Source organism: Longitalea luteola (assembly GCF_017356035.1).
Classification (GTDB): Bacteria; Bacteroidota; Bacteroidia; order Chitinophagales; family Chitinophagaceae; genus Niastella; species Niastella luteola.
This window is the reverse complement of record NZ_JAFIQX010000003.1, coordinates 386,156-402,827: the sequence shown is the minus strand read 5'-3', so window position 1 is coordinate 402,827 and position 16,672 is coordinate 386,156. Positions and strand designations below refer to the sequence as shown.

The 16,672-nt window shown below is 45.8% G+C and carries 16 protein-coding genes; 6 read left to right on the top strand and 10 right to left on the bottom strand.

Going from position 1 to position 16,672, the window contains the following annotated elements; translation table 11 throughout:
- Positions 1–105: 105 nt before the first annotated feature.
- On the bottom strand, positions 106–267 hold the full coding sequence (locus JUB15_RS10170; protein ID WP_207512365.1) for a hypothetical protein: 162 nt from the start codon (positions 265–267) through the stop codon (positions 106–108).
- 451 nt (positions 268–718) lie between these two features.
- On the opposite strand from JUB15_RS10170, the gene JUB15_RS10165 reads away from it, so the two are divergent.
- The gene (locus tag JUB15_RS10165) at positions 719–1,285 is read left to right on the top strand and encodes a nucleotide exchange factor GrpE (protein ID WP_207512364.1); all 567 of its coding nucleotides are present in this window, start codon (positions 719–721) and stop codon (positions 1,283–1,285) included.
- A gap of 186 nt (positions 1,286–1,471) precedes the next feature.
- Entirely contained in the window at positions 1,472–2,635 is a 1,164-nt protein-coding gene (gene dnaJ / locus JUB15_RS10160) for a molecular chaperone DnaJ (protein WP_207512363.1), read from the top strand.
- A 104-nt stretch (positions 2,636–2,739) separates the two neighbouring features.
- On the opposite strand, the gene JUB15_RS10155 is transcribed toward dnaJ, so the two are convergent.
- The 5 genes from JUB15_RS10155 to JUB15_RS10135 form a co-directional block, all read right to left on the bottom strand.
- The gene (locus JUB15_RS10155; protein ID WP_207512362.1) at positions 2,740–4,497 is read right to left on the bottom strand and encodes a vWA domain-containing protein; all 1,758 of its coding nucleotides are present in this window, start codon (positions 4,495–4,497) and stop codon (positions 2,740–2,742) included.
- Between the two features lie 87 nt (positions 4,498–4,584).
- Positions 4,585–5,121: a hypoxanthine phosphoribosyltransferase gene (gene hpt, locus JUB15_RS10150; protein ID WP_207512361.1), complete on the bottom strand. Its 537-nt coding sequence runs from the start codon at positions 5,119–5,121 to the stop codon at positions 4,585–4,587.
- Positions 5,122–5,124: 3 nt separating this feature from the next.
- Positions 5,125–6,336 (bottom strand): glucosaminidase domain-containing protein, encoded by a 1,212-nt coding sequence (locus JUB15_RS10145; protein WP_207512360.1) that lies wholly within the window; start codon positions 6,334–6,336, stop codon positions 5,125–5,127.
- A gap of 12 nt (positions 6,337–6,348) precedes the next feature.
- A complete protein-coding gene (locus JUB15_RS10140; RefSeq protein ID WP_207512359.1) occupies positions 6,349–6,987 on the bottom strand; it encodes an O-methyltransferase in 639 nt (212 codons plus the stop codon).
- A 569-nt stretch (positions 6,988–7,556) separates the two neighbouring features.
- Positions 7,557–9,095 carry a sodium:solute symporter gene (locus JUB15_RS10135; protein WP_207512358.1) on the bottom strand — a complete coding sequence of 513 codons (1,539 nt, stop codon included), beginning with the start codon at positions 9,093–9,095 and terminating at the stop codon, positions 7,557–7,559.
- A gap of 263 nt (positions 9,096–9,358) precedes the next feature.
- On the opposite strand from JUB15_RS10135, the gene JUB15_RS10130 reads away from it, so the two are divergent.
- A complete protein-coding gene (locus tag JUB15_RS10130) occupies positions 9,359–9,898 on the top strand; it encodes an LOG family protein (protein ID WP_207512357.1) in 540 nt (179 codons plus the stop codon).
- 147 nt (positions 9,899–10,045) lie between these two features.
- On the opposite strand, the gene JUB15_RS10125 is transcribed toward JUB15_RS10130, so the two are convergent.
- Entirely contained in the window at positions 10,046–10,612 is a 567-nt protein-coding gene (locus JUB15_RS10125) for a hypothetical protein (protein WP_207512356.1), read from the bottom strand.
- Positions 10,613–11,313: 701 nt separating this feature from the next.
- Between JUB15_RS10125 and JUB15_RS10120 the strand changes: the two genes are divergently transcribed.
- Both JUB15_RS10120 and JUB15_RS10115 read left to right on the top strand, forming a co-directional pair.
- Positions 11,314–11,706 (top strand): response regulator, encoded by a 393-nt coding sequence (locus tag JUB15_RS10120; protein WP_207512355.1) that lies wholly within the window; start codon positions 11,314–11,316, stop codon positions 11,704–11,706.
- 49 nt (positions 11,707–11,755) lie between these two features.
- Positions 11,756–12,838 (top strand): sugar transferase, encoded by a 1,083-nt coding sequence (locus JUB15_RS10115; protein ID WP_207512354.1) that lies wholly within the window; start codon positions 11,756–11,758, stop codon positions 12,836–12,838.
- Between the two features lie 344 nt (positions 12,839–13,182).
- On the opposite strand, the gene atpC is transcribed toward JUB15_RS10115, so the two are convergent.
- The 3 genes from atpC to JUB15_RS10100 form a co-directional block, all read right to left on the bottom strand.
- Positions 13,183–13,440, bottom strand: a complete 258-nt coding sequence (gene atpC, locus JUB15_RS10110) for an ATP synthase F1 subunit epsilon (RefSeq protein WP_207512353.1) — start codon at positions 13,438–13,440, stop codon at positions 13,183–13,185.
- Between the two features lie 115 nt (positions 13,441–13,555).
- On the bottom strand, positions 13,556–15,055 hold the full coding sequence (atpD, locus tag JUB15_RS10105) for a F0F1 ATP synthase subunit beta (RefSeq protein ID WP_207512352.1): 1,500 nt from the start codon (positions 15,053–15,055) through the stop codon (positions 13,556–13,558).
- Between the two features lie 80 nt (positions 15,056–15,135).
- Positions 15,136–15,408, bottom strand: coding sequence for a hypothetical protein (locus JUB15_RS10100; protein ID WP_207512351.1), 273 nt, complete (start codon positions 15,406–15,408; stop codon positions 15,136–15,138).
- A gap of 62 nt (positions 15,409–15,470) precedes the next feature.
- On the opposite strand from JUB15_RS10100, the gene JUB15_RS10095 reads away from it, so the two are divergent.
- Positions 15,471–16,634, top strand: coding sequence for a hypothetical protein (locus tag JUB15_RS10095; protein WP_207512350.1), 1,164 nt, complete (start codon positions 15,471–15,473; stop codon positions 16,632–16,634).
- Positions 16,635–16,672: the final 38 nt, after the last annotated feature.

Genomic DNA, 16,672 nt, shown 5'->3' with positions numbered 1-16,672 from the left:
TGATCGTAAATGCTGCAACCGGTGAAAAAAAGGTTATTATATGTTAAAGATGTATTGTGCTATAAAATGTTTTGCTGGTCAATGTGAATGGTCAATGGTCAATGGTCAATGGTCAATGGTGAATGGTGAGTAGCTCGCGAATTTCCACGGTAACAACAGACTTTGGGCTACCGGGATCTTTGGCCGCAGGCACTGCCCGTTTATTTGCCAGTGCCCTGACGAGGCGAACTGGTAACCGCCAGTTGCCTCGTTGCCTTGTTGCCTCATTGCCATTTTGCCTTTTGTCAATTGCCTCATTGCCTTTTGCCAATTGTCATTTGCAAATTGCCTCGTTGCCTCATTGCCATTTGTCTTTTGTCAATTGCCTCATTGCCTTTTGCCAATTGTCATTTGCCAATTGCCTTTGCGGGCCTTCACCCGCCATCACCTATCTTTGCACCCCCTAATGGAAGCAGCGGTTTCCGGACCGGCAAAAGCCGTCAGAAGCAGTGTCTTTTTCTCACTTATTTCGCTGTAAATAAGACAATTTGGCTTGCCGGGGGGCCTGGCAAAATAATTGACAGATAGTGTTTGCCAGTGAAAAATGGTATTTTTAGCGCTGATGTACTGGCAGCGCCCGGTTTGACGCAAAAAAGCCAGTTCCAACACGCGTTGGAAAGGCCATTTTTGACCGTCAATATTTCAGTTTTAAAACGCGAAAAACTCGTAAGCGATAGTTATGGCAGAAAATGAAAAAAACACCGTGAACCGTGAAAACGGTACAAATTCAGAGATGGACGTTAATACCGATGAAAGCATCAGTGGGTCTTCGCAGCCTAACGAACCGGTTGCCAGCGAGGAAGCCGTGGAAAAGCTGAAAGCAGAGATCACTGAGCTGAAAGATAAGTACTTGCGTCAGGTTGCCGAATTTGAGAATTTTAAAAGGCGCACGGCGAAGGAGCGGATTGAAATGATCCAGACGGCCGGTAAAGAGGTGGTTACCTCCCTGCTGGAAGTGCTGGATGACTGCGACCGTGCCGAAAAGCAGTTACAAGCCAGTGACAATCAACCCCTGAAAGAGGGAATTCAGCTGGTATTTAATAAGTTAAGAACTACGCTGCAAAGCAAGGGCGTAAAACCCATGTTGACCATCGGAACTGATTTCAATCCCGATCAGCACGAAGCGATCACTGAAATACCAGCCCCTTCAGAAGAACTGAAAGGCAAGGTGGTTGATGAAGTGCAGAAGGGTTATTATATGAATGAAAAAATTATAAGATTTGCGAAAGTGGTAGTAGGTAAATAATTTGATAATTAGCTAATGTGATAATTTGATAATGCGTTTATGCGATTCTCGCGAAACGCCTGGCGGAAAGCCTGAACTAAATTCAGCAGTTACACAGAAACCCATTATCAAATTATCGAAATTATCATATTATCACATTATCGATTATCACATTATCGAATTATCACATTATCACATTAGATTTATATGTCTACTAAAAGAGATTATTACGAAATACTGGGGGTTGCGAAAGGCGCTTCGGCGGATGAGATCAAAAAAGCATACCGCAAGGTAGCCATGCAATATCACCCCGACCGTAACCCTGGCGATAAAGCAGCCGAAGAAAAATTCAAGGAAGCTGCCGAAGCCTATGAAGTATTGAGCGACGCCGACAAGCGGGCGCAATACGATCGTTTTGGCCATGCCGGCGTACAGGGCAATGGTCGTGGTTTTGGTGGCGGTGCTTCCAATATGGAAGATATCTTCAGCCAGTTCGGCGATATTTTCGGCGATGATATCTTCGGTAGCTTTTTTGGCGGCGGCGGCGGCGGCAGAAGGGGCGGACAAAGAATGCGTGGCGTACGCGGCAGCAACCTGCGCATAAAGATCAAACTGACCTACGAAGAAATAGCCAAAGGCGTTACCAAACAGGTTAAAGTAAAAAAACATGTGCCCTGTAATACCTGCCACGGCAGCGGTGCAAAAGATAAAGGCAGCGTTCAAACCTGCGGCACCTGCGGTGGCAGTGGACAGGTTCGCCGTGTTTCCAATACTTTCCTGGGGCAAATGCAAACAGTTACTACCTGCCCTACCTGTAACGGGGAAGGTACTACCATAACCGCCAAATGCGGCAACTGTAAAGGCGAAGGAAGAGTATATGGCGAAGAAACCGTTACCCTCGATATTCCGGCCGGTGTACAGGAAGGCATGCAGCTGAGCCTCGGCGGCAGAGGTAATGCCGGCGAACGCGGCGGCCCTCCCGGTGACCTCATCGTTTTAATTGAAGAAGAACAACATAAGGAATTACATCGCGATGGATTGAATGTAGCGTATGAGTTGCATATTTCTTTCCCTGATGCCTGCTTCGGTACTTCGGTTGAAGTGCCTACCATCGATGGCAAGGCCCGCATCAAAATACCTGCGGGCACCCAAAGCGGAAAGATCTTCCGGCTTAAAGGCAAAGGCTTCCCCGGTGTAAATTCTTACGAAAAAGGTGATCAGCTGATCTATGTGAATGTATGGACACCGCAGAATATCTCTGCAGATGAAAAAGCCATGCTGGAGAAGATGAACAACTCACCAAATTTCAAACCGCAACCCGAAAAGTCGGATAAAAGCTTTTTTGATAAAGTGAGAGAAATGTTTAGCTAATTAGCTAATGTGATAATTCGATAATGTGATAATGGCTTGCCCCACAAAAGCCATTATCACATTTTTTATGTATATAATTATCACATCATCTAATTATCAAATTATCACATCGATTTCTTCCTCTTCCTCTCCTTCCCATAGATCTTCTTCGCCTTCTCAATGATCGAAATGAACTCCTGCTGAACTGCGTCTTGCGGTTCTGCCGATTCCTCCGCCAGTTTTATCACTTCGGCCCAACTGTAAGTGCGGGCATATTTCGACTCTTTCAGCAAAGCGGCAAACATGGCCACCGATGCGGCAAAACGATAAGTGGCCGGCAAACTGCTGAACGGCGTAACGGTATAAGGACAACGATAGCTGGTAAATCGATGTAAAGTATCGTTCGGCAATTCATACCGCACGTTTATAAACGCCAGGTCGCCCCGCGCAGTTACCGGCGTTGCTGTAGGAAAAACCGGATCTATTTCAAATAAAGCCACCACAGCGTGCCCTGAGCCCACTTCTCCCCCATCGAGCTCACTCACCGAATCAACCAATGCCTTCCACTTGTTATCAAAACCAATTAACCGGTAATTTTTAACCAGGCCGGGATTGAATGCAATATTCAGAAAAGCGTTATCGGCCACGCTGTACAGGGTTTGCGTCAACTCTTTTACCAGCACTTTTTCCGCTTCGCGTTCATTGTCCAGGTAGGCAAAATTGCCATTCCCTTTTTTCGCCAGTACTTCCAGTTTCGAGTCTTTATAATTGCCCATGCCCACGCCCAAACAGGTTAAGTAAATACCCGATTGCTGGTGCAGGGTGATCAGTTTCTCCAATTCATCATCGCTGGTTTGGCCTACATTGAAATCGCCGTCGGTAGCCAGGATCACGCGGTTATTGCCGCCCTTTATGAACTGGTTTTTGGCCAGGTTATAAGCGGTTCTGATACCCGACTCGCCGGGGGTTGATCCGCCCGGATACAACTCTTCGATCGATTTGCGGATCTTTTCCTTTTCCTTTCCCGAAGTAGGTTGCAACCAAACGCCGATGGTGCTGCCGTACACTACGATTGAAATGGTGTCCTTATCGCGCAGGTTATTTACCAGCAGTGTGAAGGCCGACTTCAGCAGCGGCAACCGGTTAGGCATATCCATGGAGCCTGACACATCTATCAGGAATACCAGGTTGCTCGGCGGTATTTTATCGGGATCGAGCTTTCGTGCTGATACATGGAGTGCCAGCAACTGATTCGCCTTGTTCCATGGGCATTCTGAAATATAGGAATGAAAACCAAAAACACTGTCGGCTGGCGGTGGCTGGTATTTGAAGTTGAAATAGTTCAGCAGCTCTTCGGTGCGTACGGCATCGGGCGGCACGGTTGTATTCATATTCAGGAAACGGCGCACATTGCTGTACGACGCCTTGTCGGTGTTGATAGCAAATCCCGTTTCGGGATATTTGTCGGCCTGTACAAAATCATTTTCCAGTAATGAGTTATAGGTTTCGCCGCCGATGGTCCGGTTACGGCGGTCGCCGGGTTTTAAATTACGGGTAAATGAAAGCAGGCGGTTCTTTTGCAGGTTGGCCGATGTAAATAATGTTTTTAATACAAGGGAGTGGTATTTGGCGGTTTCCAGTTTTACCGACAGGGCCTGGTAGCCGTCGAGCGAAATGGTAATGGAGTCGATCCGTTTGCTGGTCATGATGCCGAATGAGCCGCTGCTGCCGGAAGAGTACACATAACCGGTTGAATGAAGCAAAATGCGTGCATTCGACAAAAGATTATTCTTTTCGTCTCTGATCTCCCCGCGTAGATAATATTGCGCATGCGCGGCAATTACACACAGGAAAGAGGTTAATATGGCGATAGCAGCTTTCAATATGTTGATAAAAGTTAACCAGTTAACGGGTTAACAGGTTAACTAGTTAACTGGTCAACTAGTCAACTTCATTGTAACATATCAACTCTACTCAATCAACTTGAAGATTTCAGGAATGTTTCTACCTAATCCGTCATAATCCAGGCCGTACCCAACTACAAATTTGTTGGGAATAGAAAATCCAAGGTAATCGATGGTAATGGGGAATACCGTTGCTTCAGGTTTGTGCAGCAGCGCTACAATTTTCAACGAGGCAGGTTGCTGGTGCTGTAACTGGGGCAGAAATTCGCTGAGCGTTTTACCGGTGTCCACTATATCTTCAACAATAACCACATCCCGGCCAAACAGATCCATATCAAGGCCAATAGCGGTGATCACATGCCCGGTTGATTTTGTTCCCTTATAAGAAGCCAGCTTTATAAAACAGATCTCGGCATCGATGGCAAGCTCCTTAAACAGGTCGGCCGCAAACATAAATGAGCCATTCAAAATTGCAATGAACAATGGCTTTTTACCGGCGAAGTCTTTATTCAGTTTTCCGGCTATCTCTTTTATCCGGTCAGCAATCTTTTCAGCACTAATGTATGGTTCAAATTGTTTGTCGTGTACGCGCATCTCACCCATAAGTCAGTTTTTGTAAATAACCAGTTCCTGTCCGGTTTTCAGGTCATTACCAGTCAGTTTATTCCATTCTTTGAGTTGTTCTACTGTAATACTATACTTTTTCGCGATACTATACAAAGTTTCTTTTTCCCTTACGATATGCAGGCTTGCCGTTACAGCCGATGAATTGGCGGGGGTGATCTGGTCAGGCGTTATAACGGGGGGCTGGGGGCCCGATGCTATCACCTCGGTCGACAGCCTTGGCCTTTCCGGGGCTTTTGACTGTAAATACAGCTTTTCGCCTACTGCCGGTTCCGGCTGGTCTTGTAAATGATTGTAATTAATAAGGTTATCGAGCCTGATGCCTTCTGCCTGGCTGATGCTGTACAGGGTTTCGCCGGGCTTTACTTCATGAAACTCTACTTCGCCCGATCTGCGTTTGCGCTGCAGGAATATGAGCTGGTCTTCGGCCAGTACGTCATCGTCGTCTTCCGACAACTCATTGAAATCGAGCAGGTGCTTTAACGAAACATCATATTGTTTGGCAATTCCCAATAAAGAAGTGCCTGCTTTTGCAAAGATCACTTTGGCGCGGTTGATCTTGAATTCGCCAATGGGATAGTCAACCGCAGGTTTGCCTGCGGGTATGTCCCGGATGGCCACGCCATTGCTGATGCTCACCGGCTTGCCGCCGCCTGCCAGCACTTCATCTTTGGGGGATAATTTGCCCATGGCGATCAGCGTGTACTGCTGCAGGTTGTAGTCTTCAATAGTTTTAATGAGGATCTGCGCATATTTGGGATTGGTGGCATAACCGGCTTTTTTTAACCCATGCGCCCATTTGTTATAGTCGGTAGGATCGTATTCGAACAGGAAGGCATACCGGGCGCCATTACGCAGAAAATCGGAATGATCTATATACGACTCGTCAGCCTTTGCATATTTTCTGAAACATTCACCACGGGCATCGTCATCGTGGTACACTTTCTCCCCCTTCCACTCGGTGCGGCATTTGATGCCGAAATGGTTATTCGATCTTTGCACCAGGTCGCTTTTACCGGCCATGCTTTCATGAATACCCTGTGCCAGGGTGATGGACGCCGGCACGCCACTGCGTTGCATTTCGCGGATGGCTATTTCCTTATACGTATTTATGTAATCGATGACGTCGTTGTTGCGCTGCGCCTTAAGGCCCTGCACGGCGAAAATTGTTATTACAACCAGTAATCGTTTCAACGGTTTTCTGTTTTATTTTTTTCTAATCATTAGTAACCCATCCCGGATAGTTAGCAACACCTTGTCGACCCGAACATCCTGCTGCACATATTCATTAAACGCCTGGATAGCCTTCGCGTTCTTGCCGGTTACCGGTTGCTGAAGCACCTGACCGTGAAAAAGTACATTGTCCGCTAAAATCAAGCCGCCTGGCCGTACCAACGGCAATACCAACTGGTAATATTGGGTATAACTTACCTTATCTGCGTCAATAAATACCAGATCCCAGGTCTCATTCAACCCGGGGATAATGCTTAACGCGTTACCCACATGCAAAATTATCTTACCCGCGTCAATTGACCTATTGAAATTTGCCTGCGCTACAGATGCGTCCTCTTCCCGGAGCTCAATTGTATGTATTTTTCCATCTTTTAACAACCCCTTAGCAAGGCAAAGGGCGCTATAACCGGTAAAAGTGCCTATTTCAAGGATGCGCCGGGGCTGTAACAGGCAACTGATCATTTCCAGGAACTTCCCCTGTACATGGCCGCTTAACATATGGGCATGGGCGTGCGATGCCTGGGTAGTAGCCGATATCTCCTGTAAAAGCGCATCTTCCGGCGATGTGTACCGACCGGCATAGGCCTCAGCTTTTGGATCAATGATCTCCAATGTTGATGTTTTACCCGCAAAGATAGTAAGTGTTGGGGGTTGCAGGGTACAAGTTACAGGTTACAGGTTACAGGTTGCAGGGAATACTGGGGGCAGGGGGATACAGGTTACAGGTTACAAGTTACAGGTTGCAGGGAATACAGGTTGCAGGGCGGAGATGCAGGATGGAGTATAAAGCTGTATTTCATTATCACATTATCAAATTATCACATTATCACATTGTTTTGGTTAGTCATCAGTCGGGAGAAATATCCATTCACCTTCAAAAAATGGCCTCCCGACCTTTGACTAAACACTCCAGCTATCGTAAATATTATTGGGCAGATCTTATTCCTTCAAGGATGGTAAATTGCATTGTACACTGAACACTTCCTTCGTTTACGGTACAACGATAATTGCATTGGTAGCTATTAAACGGAGGAAAATAACTTTTAGTTTACAAGCCATTCATTTTTTTAAAGCCATTAACCTAATGATGCAACTGAAAATTTTTTATAGAACCAATACAATAACACGAGTGGCGTTCCCCTATGAGAACGCCACTCGCATTTAAAAAACATTTTTACTTTTTATTGTGCTGCTACCGCTTTTTTTGAAATACTCAACAAGCCCAGGTACGTGAGCAATCCATTTATAATAAGCAGCTCAATACCTACCTGGTATCCATTGAACAATATCGCAGAATACTGGCTGATCAGATAACTTGCTACCGGCGCGGCCAGACAAATAACAGTGATCAAACTTGTTTGGGGCAAAGCCCTTTTACTAAGGATCCCGAATGCAAAAAGCCCTAACAACGGACCGTAAGTATACCCTGCCAGTGTGAGTATTTTATCAATAATACTACGATTGCCAATCCAGTAGAATATCATAATACAGATAAGGAATACAACTGTAAATGTAAGGTGCACGGTTAGCCTGATCTTCTTCTGTTGCTTCTCCGTAAGATCATCGCGGCGTTTTAACCCAAGTATATCAATACAGAAAGAAGAGGTCAATGCCGTTAACGCACCATCGGCACTCGGGAACAGGGCACTGATCAATGCAATGATAAATATGATAGCTATTGCCTGCGGCATCATTTGTAATGCCACTGTGGGAAAAAGCGTATCACCTATTATATTCTGATTATCGGCGGTGATCAATTGCCATTGGGTACTTCCATTGGTAGTTACCTGGGTATATTCAGCGCCATGGTTCAGGGCATACAGGTATAACAATCCGCCCAGCAACAGGAATAAAAAATTCACGCCGGCACTTACCAGATTAAAGGTGATCATGTTCTTCTGCGAATCTTTCAGGGTTTTTACACTGATGTTCTTTTGCATCATTTCCTGGTCGAGCCCAAACATGGAGATGGTTATAAAAGCGCCGCCGATGATCTGCTTGAGGAAAAAGCCGCCGCTTTTGGGATCCGTATTGAAAATAGTGGCATAGCCTTTATCGGTGAGCGTTCGCATGGCATCGCCTACTGATAAATTCATGCTGTTTAAAATATACACAACAGTCACTACCAGTCCGGCCAGCATGAGCGTAGTTTGCAAAGTATCGGTATATACAATGGTTTTCACGCCGCCTTCGAAGGTATACAGCAGGATCATCAATAAAATGATAAGTGCTGTAACGATGAAGGGAATGCCAAAGTTCTTCAGAATAAATTCCTGCAATACAAATATCACCAGGTATAACCGGGCTGTTGCGCCGACGGTGCGCGAGATGATAAAGAACAGAGCGCCCGTTTTATACGCAATGGTGCCGAACCGCTTCTGCAGATAATTGTAAATGGAGGTGAGATTCATGCGGTAATACAATGGCAGGAGCACAAAAGCCACTACCAGGTAGCCGATTATATAGCCTATCACTACCTGGAAATACGCAAACCCCTTATGCGCATTCCCTGTAAAATCACCTACTGTTCCGGGTACCGATACAAAGGTGACACCACTCAGCGAAGTGCCCACCATACCAAAGGCCACGAGCATCCAGTTGGAGCTGCGGTTACCAATGAAGAAAGAATCGTTGTTTGAATTACGTGAAGTAAGCCATGCAACAACCAGCAACAAAACGAAATAACCAATAACAAAAGAGAACAACAGCGATGCAGACATAAAATAAACGATAATTAAACGGTTCTTTAAAGTCGGATAGGTCAATGGTATAAATGCTTGAAAGCAGACAGTTTACAGCGTTTTTAACAGGCTGCAGCAGACTTCCTTTGGCAGGCAAACGGCGCTGCATGGCAACGATCTTTCTTTCAGACTTAAGGTCTGAAGATAACAAAATTGTGTTTTACTATTGCTGATAATCCATTTATCTTAGCCGCTGGCAGGCATATTTTTAACAATATCTGCCCGTACTAAAAACAGCGAGCATGAAGATTGAATCGGTAGTAGTTTTTTGCGGATCAAGGACCGGACAAAACCCTTTATTTATGAAACATGCAGCAGAACTCGGCAAGCTCATCGCCCTGCTGAATCTGCGGCTGGTATATGGTGGCGGTAAATCCGGCTTAATGGGCGCCATTGCCGATTCTGTATTGTCCCATGGCGGCAAGGTGATGGGCGTGATACCTAAAATACTTACTGAATGGGAACATCAGCACGAGGGCCTCACCGAGCTGTTTGTTGTGCCTGATATGCATACGCGAAAAAAGATGATGTATGAAATGTGCGATGCGGCCATTGTACTGCCCGGTGGCTTTGGCACACTCGATGAACTGTTTGAAATGCTCACCTGGAACCAGCTTAGGATCCACGACAAAAAAATCTACGTGTTGAATACCGAAGGCTTTTACAATCACCTCAAATTGCATTTACAGCATTTGAAGAAAGAAGACTTCCTGTACGAGCTGCCCGAAGAACGGATCATCTTTTGCGATACGCCTGTAGAAATCTTTAATAAGATTGGATGACCTTGATCCCTAGCGGTGTTTTTGCCAGAAGTAATGGCCGATACTTATCAATAAAGCAATGTGATAATTAGCTAATGTGATAATTTGATAATGAATTGAAAACCGCCCAAAAGCATTATCACATTATCGAATTATCACATTATCAAATTAGAGACCGATGTTGTATCCAAAATTAAAGAAGGCGCGATTGCCGTAGGGACTGCGGTCATTTTGCAACAGATCGTACTGAGCCATCACGATGAATGCACCCCGGCCTGCCGGTATAGCTGCACCTATACCTCCCAGTAAAGACGGTACGATCTTATCGTCCAGTTTAAAATCAGGTCTGCCATCATCAAATTTATATTTCACCCAGGTGAAATTTGCTTCCGGCTGCACCTGTAAAAAAACATAATCTATGGGATATACCCGGCCGAAGATATTTAAACCCGCTACACCGAATTGTTCTTTATAACCTTCCCACTGATATTTGTAGCTGGAATAAATAAAGTTTACCCCCGCACCGGCAGCCAGATAGCGGTTAAACCGGTAACCAATTTGGGGAGATACATTTATTAACGTTGACACACTTCCGAAACCCAGCCCGAAATTGCCACCGAAGAACAGCTTACTCTTATCGAAACCTCTTTTTACCGGCTCCGCTTCTTCGTCCTGGGCCACAGCCACTACACTAAAAAGTACTAACAGACTGGCTGTAAATAAAAATTTCTTCATAGTGATTCATTTAATATGAAAAGCAATATGCAAATTAGCAAATCTGAAAATTAGCTAATGAAATTCAGGTTCAGCATTGCTTTGTTTTTTGGTAGCGCTGCAATTCCCGGAGCAAAGCCGTGGCCCTCATTTGCACAACTTGTCCTGACCTTGTGTGGACCTTTCAAATTTTCAAATTGGCCTTCAAGTTGCACATTTTCCCATTTACTTCATGTTAAAATGTTGATAATAGAAGAAAATACTATATGATAATTAATTAGTTATGCGCTTTTAGCGGCGAAACATCAGTATATGTGGATAAATAGTTATCCAAATCGATCCCAGCTATAACCGGCACTTATAGAACACCTTATAACTGATCGGCATTAAATATGCATAACGTACGTACTGGTGGGTATTTGATTTATTGGCTTTTGTTATTACTTTTATTGTGCCTATCCATTGAAAGCCGTAAGGATTAAAAAATTTGTAGCTTATCCATACCACAAATCCTTAGAAATTCCCCTCAAACTGGTTAACACTAATAAGAAAGTAGAAGTTAATCTAACAATCCTGTAAAGCCGTTTTTCACCAATTATGTAGTTTGATTCCTGGCATTCAGATATGTCCTGGAAGTATTCCCCAATTCCTGTGCGGACCGAATGCATCTGTATGTCTTATAGAAACCGGGCAATTCGTTTTTCAGCATTTAACGTACAAGAATGAGAAGAAGTATACTGGCTATTGACGATAGCAAAGCGATCAGGTTTTTATTGCATACAGTTTTGGGAAAGGATTACCAGGTTGTTACTGCCCCTGATGCCTGTTCGGCCATGTTTTGGCTGGCAAAGAAAAATTTACCCGATCTGATCATCGTAGATCCACAGTTGTCAGATGTTCAGGATTGGGAATTGATCGCCGAATTTACATCCAGCGCTATTTACCGGGATATTCCCCTTATCGTATTATCATCGCTCGACAAAGAAGTAATTGCTGCCAAATGCCTGCAATATGGTATTGGAGATTATTATACGAAGCCTTTTAATCCGCTTGAGTTAAACGAAACAGTTCAAAAAGTTATGAGCAGGGTGGCACCAGTTTCGCATGTGAATTAAAGTGAAAGCCGGTTCAGGGAACCGGGATTGATCAATTAAAATGTCTTCTATGGATCTATCAATTCTACCCACGAAAAAAATAGTTAATACATACAAACGTTACAGTTTACCTGTAGCCGAACCCGAACCAACTGACATTACCCGGTTGCAGTTCTTTTATATCGGTACGCAACCCCGTTATACCGAAAAACTGAAAGAATATTTTGAATTCGGTTATTCCGCTGTATCGGCCGACAGCGCCATTTTCACATTAAAAAGATTATTAAACAAACAGGATGCTGTTACCATCCCCGGCATGATCATCGCCGATGGTACCATGGGCATTAACCAGTTGGTAACATTGCATCAGTTCGTTAACAGCCATAAAATACTGGCCGGCGTTCCTTTTATCGTTGAGGGATCTGGCTTGTCAAAAGAAGCCATAACACAGTTCAAAAAACACGCATTCATCGATGAGCTGCTGTTCCTGCATGAATTCACTGCCCCTGCGCTGGAGCGTAAGCTGAACTTTCTGCGGAAAATGAAAGAAAAGCGCGTGATGCAACCCGAAAGCTGCCAGGTAGAAACTTCTTTCCCCAGGTATGCAAGTGCCCGTGCCTTGCTGAAAAGAGGGCTCGATCTGGCGATCTCTTCCGTGATCCTGGCCATTATGGCGCCGCTTATGCTAATGATAGCGCTTACGGTTAAGCTTGATACCGGAGGTCCTGTTTTATACTCGACCATTCGCACAGGCCGCGGTTACCGCCTCTTCCATTTGTATAAGTTCAATACGGTTATCCAGGATATTGATAAAATGAAGAACGGCGTTTCCATCAGCAAAATTGGTTTGTTCTTACGCAAGACCGGTCTGGATGAACTGCCCCAGTTATTGAACGTTTGGCTGGGCGATATGTCACTGGTAGGTTACCGTGCGCTGCCCTTGTATGAAGCCGAGCAGCTGACAACCAATTCAGCCGCCGATCATTTCCTGGCCCCGGCTGGTATTACCGGCTGGCAGGCCGAGAAAGAGAACAAGCTGGCCATGCCGAAAGATATACAGCTGGCGACGGATGCCGATAAATCTGATCTGTTATACGATATCTGGCTCATGGCCAAGAAACCTTCAGCCGTTATTCAGAAGACGAATGTTTAAGTCACCGACCTTCTCCGCCGGTTGGCGGAGAGAGGCGCATTACACATAGTGTTTAGCTATCAACAGTAGAATCTCCTGCCTTCTGGCGGGAGTTTTTTTTTGCCCGCCATATTACAGGGTCTGTGGAACGTTCCCTGTCCTGCCTGCCCCACCCATACAGTTGTGGGCAACTAATTTCTCATCTGGCATTGCGTTAAACGCCTGCCTGCTGCGCCGCCTTTGAGAAGCCTGGACGAAACAAGGCCGGCAGACAGCTTCATCCCGGATGGCGGCGTAAAAAAAATCCCCCCGGTTGAACCGGAGGGAAATATAGTTGGATCTGGCTGAGAGATGGTCAATATCGGCTATTCTGCAGAAGTAGCGCCTTCTACCAGAACGGTGGTCTTATTGTTCAGCACTTCTACAAAACCACTTTGGATATCGTAATAAGCCAGGTGATTGCTTTTATCTTTTAACACTTTTACCCGGCCAGACTTCAGTGCGCTTACCAGCGGAGCATGTTTGTCAAGCACTTCAAACAAGCCGGTTATACCAGGCAGTTGAACGCCGTACACCTCGCCACTGAACAGCTTTTTCTCCGGAGTTAATATCTCTAAATTCATAATGTGCTAATTTGCTAATGTGATAATATGCTAATTATCTCTATGCAACAGACTAATAGTAAATTGAAGGCCGCGTTTAAGCATTAGCTAATTAGCAAATTAGCTAATCAGCTAATTAACCTTGCGCTTGCGCCAACAGCTTCTTACCTTTTTCGATAGCATCATCGATAGTACCTACCAGGTTGAAAGCTGCTTCAGGATAGTCATCTACTTCACCATCCATGATCATGTTAAAGCCGCGGATCGTTTCTTCAATGGGAACCAGTACTCCTTTCAGACCGGTGAACTGCTCAGCCACATGGAAAGGTTGTGACAGGAAGCGTTGTACTTTACGGGCGCGGAATACGGTTTGTTTATCTTCTTCACTCAACTCATCCATACCGAGGATGGCGATGATGTCCTGTAATTCTTTATAACGTTGCAGGATCAGTTTTACACGGTTAGCGCAGTTATAGTGAGCGTCACCCACGATCTGCGGCGTAAGGATCCGGCTGGTAGAATCCAGCGGGTCAACCGCAGGATAGATACCTAAGTCGGCGATCTTACGGCTTAATACGGTAGTAGCATCCAGGTGGGCGAAGGTGGTAGCCGGAGCGGGGTCAGTCAGGTCATCCGCAGGTACGTAAACCGCCTGTACGGAAGTGATTGAACCATTTTTGGTAGAAGTGATACGCTCCTGCATCAGACCCATTTCTGTAGCCAGGGTAGGTTGGTAACCCACCGCAGAAGGCATACGTCCCAACAACGCTGATACTTCAGAACCAGCCTGGGTGAAACGGAAGATGTTATCTACGAAGAACAGGATGTCGCGGCCTTTGCCTTGTCCGTCACCATCACGATAGTACTCGGCGATGGTCAAACCACTCAGGGCCACACGGGCGCGGGCGCCCGGGGGCTCGTTCATTTGTCCGAAGACGAAAGTAGCTTTTGAATCAGACAGTTCTTTCATATTCACTTTGCTGAGGTCCCAGCCACCGTGTTCCATGCTGTGTTTGAAATCGTCGCCGTATTTCATAATGCCGGCTTCGATCATTTCACGCATCAGGTCGTTTCCTTCGCGGGTTCTTTCACCCACACCGGCAAACACTGATAAACCGGAATATGCTTTGGCGATATTGTTGATAAGCTCCTGGATCAATACCGTTTTACCCACACCGGCACCACCGAATAAACCGATCTTACCACCTTTTGCGTAAGGCTCGATGAGGTCGATTACTTTGATACCAGTGAACAACACTTCCTGAGAGGTGCTCAGGTTTTCAAATGCCGGGGGTTTGCTGTGAATAGGACGGCCGCCTACTTTAGGAACAGCGGGTAATCCATCGATAGGATCGCCGGTTACATTGAACAAACGACCTTTGATAGCTTCACCGGTTGGCATGGCAATCGCAGCACCGGTATCTGCTACTTCCATTCCCCGCACCAGGCCTTCGGTACCGTCCATAGCGATACAACGAACGCTGTCCTCACCCAGGTGTTGCTGTGCTTCCAGCACGAGTACTTCACCATTTGGGCGCTTTAATTCCAGCGCATTATAAATTTCAGGGAGTTTTCCTTCAAACTGCACGTCTACTACAGCACCGATGATCTGCTTGATCTTACCAACATTTGGCATATAATAGTTTGATTTTGCGTGAGCGTTTTAATTAACTACTTTGATTTTCAACGCTTTATTTACAATTCAAAGCAGCCTTTTTAATTTCGGCTGCAAAGGTAAGTGATGGAGGGATAATTTGGCAATTTAAAGCCGTAGATTTTTCTCGGGATGGCGGTTTGGGGAGAATTCCGGTTGCCGGAGGCCGGTTGCCGGTTACCGGGTGTCAGTTGCCGGTTACCGGTTGCCGGGCGCCAGTTACAGGTTGCCGGTTGCGGGGTGCCACTTTGCCTGCATTTACGCCTTGTTGCCTCGTTGCCTTTGTGCCTTTTTGCCTTTGTACCTTGTTGCCTCGCTGCCTTTTTGCCTTTCATTAGCGCTTTTTCGTTTTATTTGTACTTTCAAAACGGACACTGCGATATCCTTATATCCGAACATGCAATTAATTGAAGTAAGCACATCAGGTACAGCCAGAGATTTCATTAGGGTAAATGTTGAACTAAATAAGTCCAACCCCAATTACATCCGCCCCCTCGATAAGGATGTGGAAGAAGTGTTCAATCCAGAAAAAAACAAAAGTTTCCGGCACGGCGAATGTATCCGGTGGGTATTATATAATGCTGATAACAAATGCATCGGCCGCATTGCCGCTTTTATAAACAGGAAATATAAGAACAAGGGCGATGAATTTCCGGTGGGCGGCATTGGCTTTTTCGATTGTATCAATGACCAGGCAGCCGCTGATATGCTGTTCGATGTTGCCAAACACTGGCTCATGCAACGCGGCGTGGAAGCTATGGACGGCCCCATTAATTTTGGGGAACGCGACCGCTGGTGGGGACTGGTAACTGAAGGCTTTCAGGAACCGCTCTATTGCATGAACTATAACCCGCCCTACTATCGCGAGTTATTCGAAACCTATGGGTTCCGGCCCTTCTTCAACCAGATCTGTTTTGGGTTAGACCCCAAGAAAAAGCTGAGCGACAAACTGCATGAACGGCATGCCCATTATGCCACCCCCGATTACCGGTGTATTCCCATCAATAAAAAAGAGCTCGGAAAATTCGCGAACGACTTTGCTTATATATATAACAAAGCCTGGGCCGGTCACGGCGGGTTAAAAGAATTAAAGAAAGACCAGGTGCTGCTGATGTTCAAAAAAATGAAGCCGGTGATGGACGAGCGCATCATCTGGTTTACTTATCATAAGGAGCAGCCGATCGCCATGTTCATCAACCTGCCCGACCTTAACCAATGGTTCAAATACCTGGATGGCCAGTTCAGCTGGTACCATAAATTGAAATTTCTCTGGATCAAAAAGACCAAGCCCTGCAAAAAATGCACGGGCCTGGTATTTGGAATTGTGCCTGAGTTCCAGGGCAAGGGGATCGATGCCTATATGATCGTTGAATCGGGCAAGGTGATCCAATGGCAAACGCCTTACACCGAGTATGAAATGCAATGGATCGGCGACTTCAACCCCAAGATGTTGAACGTAGCCGCCGGCCTCGGTGATACTTTCCGCAGCCGGGTGTTAACCACGTACCGGTACCAGTTCGATCGAACACGGCCGTTCAAGCCGCATCCCATGGTGAGTTAGCCCCAGCCCCCTAAAGGGAGCGCCTTGAGCCTTCAGCC